This is a genomic window from Mesorhizobium sp. (assembly GCF_024509055.1).
GTDB lineage: Bacteria > Pseudomonadota > Alphaproteobacteria > Rhizobiales > Rhizobiaceae > Mesorhizobium.
Window position 1 is genome coordinate 1 of the sequence record NZ_JANINM010000284.1, and the last position, 2161, is coordinate 2161.

Genomic DNA, 2161 nt, shown 5'->3' on the forward strand with positions numbered 1-2161 from the left:
CGGGTGGACCCACTCTTCGTCATACCGACCAAGAATTTGAGGCTGATATAGACGAAACCGGCCGGCGTTTCAAGGAGGCTATTTTCTCAAAACGCCGGGCTTATGTCCGAAGGAAGGTCAGATAAGCGGGGCGCCGGCCCTCGCGAATGGCCTTTGCCTCGTAGCGCGTGCCGGGCCAGCCCTCATAGGGTCGGTGCCAGTCGGCAGCTTCATTCGCCTGCCAGGCGAAGGCGCCGTTGGCGCGGCAGGCAAGCAGAGTCCAGTTCACATAGCTGTCGATATCGGAAGCGAAACGGAACCTGCCGCCCGGCTTGAGCACCCGGGCGAACCGGTCGAGGTTGGCGGGGCCGACGAAGCGCCGCTTCCAGTGCTTCTTTTTCGGCCAGGGATCAGGATAGAGCAGGTCGATGCCGTCGAGCGAGGCCGGCGGCAGCCAGTCGAGCAGGCGCGTGGCGTCGTCGTCGTAAACCCGGAGATTCGCGAGCGGCCGTTCGTCAAGCCTGGTCATCATCTTGGCCATGCCGTTGACGAAGGGCTCGACACCGATGAAGCCGGTCGCCGGCGCCTCGCCGGCGCGATGCAGGAGATGCTCGCCACCGCCGAAGCCGATCTCGAGCTGGAGCACCGAGACCCCGGCCGTGAACAGCGCCCTGAGATCCGTCGGCGCTTCCGACGCCAGGTCGAGCCGCAAGGCGCGCAGGCCGCTTTCAAGGGCGGCCACCTGGTGCGGGCGAATGGGCTTTCCGCGCCGGCGGCCGAAAAACGCTTCGGTCGCGCGGCTTGGCCGGTCCTTCGGATCCATGGCCGTCAGGCGGCGACGGCGTCCTTGAGCGCCTTGGCGAGATCGGTCTTCTCCCACGAGAAGGAACCATCGCGGCCGGCCTTGCGGCCAAAATGGCCGTAGGACGAAGTCTTGGCGTAGATCGGCTTGTTGAGGTCGAGATGGCGACGGATGCCGGACGGCGACAGGTCCATCACCTTGCGCAGCGCCCCTTCGAGCGCAGCCTCGTCGACCTTGCCGGTGCCGTGCAGGTCGACATAGACCGACAGCGGCTGGGCGACGCCGATGGCGTAGGACAGCTGGATGGTGCAGCGGTCGGCGAGCTTGGCCGCCACCACGTTCTTGGCGAGGTAGCGCGCCGCATAGGCTGCCGAACGGTCGACCTTGGTGGTGTCCTTGCCGGAGAAGGCGCCGCCGCCGTGGGGAGCGGCACCGCCATAGGTGTCGACGATGATCTTGCGACCGGTCAGGCCGGCGTCGCCGTCGGGTCCGCCGATGACGAACTTGCCGGTCGGGTTGATGTACCAGTTGCAGTCGTCGGCGATCGCGAGATCGCCGAGCGCCTCACGGATGTAAGGTTCGACGACCTTGCGGACCTTCTTGGAGTCCCAGCTCGAGTCAAGATGCTGGGTGGACAGCACGATCTGCGTCACTTCCGCCGCCTTGCCATCGACATAGCGCACGGTGACCTGGCTCTTGGCGTCCGGGCCGAGCTTGCCGGCCTCGCCGTCACCTTCATGGCGCGCACTCGCCAGCAATTCGAGGATCTTGTGGCTGTAGTAGATCGGCGCCGGCATGAGGTCGGGCGTTTCGCGGCAGGCATAGCCGAACATGATGCCCTGGTCGCCGGCTCCTTCCTCGCCCTGGCGGTCGGCGGCGTTGTCGACGCCCTGACCGATATCAGGCGACTGGCCGTGCAGCAGGACCTCGATCTTGGCGGTCTTCCAGTGGAAGCCAGACTGCTCGTAGCCGATCTCGCGGATCGCCTTGCGGGCGACCGACTTGAACTTGGCCGGGTTGACGACCGGGTGGCCGGAGGCGTCCATCAGGACGTTGCCCGCCTTGTCCTTCTTCAGCAGCGTTTCGGGCACCCGGACCTCGCCGGCGATGACGACGCGGTTGGTGGTGGCCAGGGTCTCGCAGGCGACGCGAACCTTCCACGGGTCCATGCCCGTCTTCTTGGCCTCGCGGTAGACGAGATCAACGATCTCGTCGGAGATGCGGTCACAGACTTTGTCGGGATGGCCCTCGGAGACGGATTCCGAGGTGAAGAGATAATTCTGCCGCGTCACGGGTGTCCCCTCTTGAAAAGATCGGCATGCTGCCGATTTTGGCGCGCCACGTGTTAGCGGTGCCGGGCGCCGCTCGTCAAGCGGCGCG

Annotated in this window: 2 protein-coding genes; both read right to left on the reverse strand. The window is 65.8% G+C overall.

What is annotated here, in order from left to right; translation table 11 throughout:
* Positions 1–100: 100 nt before the first annotated feature.
* The gene (locus tag Q0L57_RS13110) at positions 101–802 is read right to left on the reverse strand and encodes a tRNA (guanosine(46)-N(7))-methyltransferase TrmB (protein ID WP_296743244.1); all 702 of its coding nucleotides are present in this window, start codon (positions 800–802) and stop codon (positions 101–103) included.
* A gap of 5 nt (positions 803–807) precedes the next feature.
* Complete coding sequence (gene metK / locus Q0L57_RS13115; protein WP_296743247.1) at positions 808–2073, reverse strand: methionine adenosyltransferase; 1266 nt, start codon at positions 2071–2073, stop codon at positions 808–810.
* Positions 2074–2161: the final 88 nt, after the last annotated feature.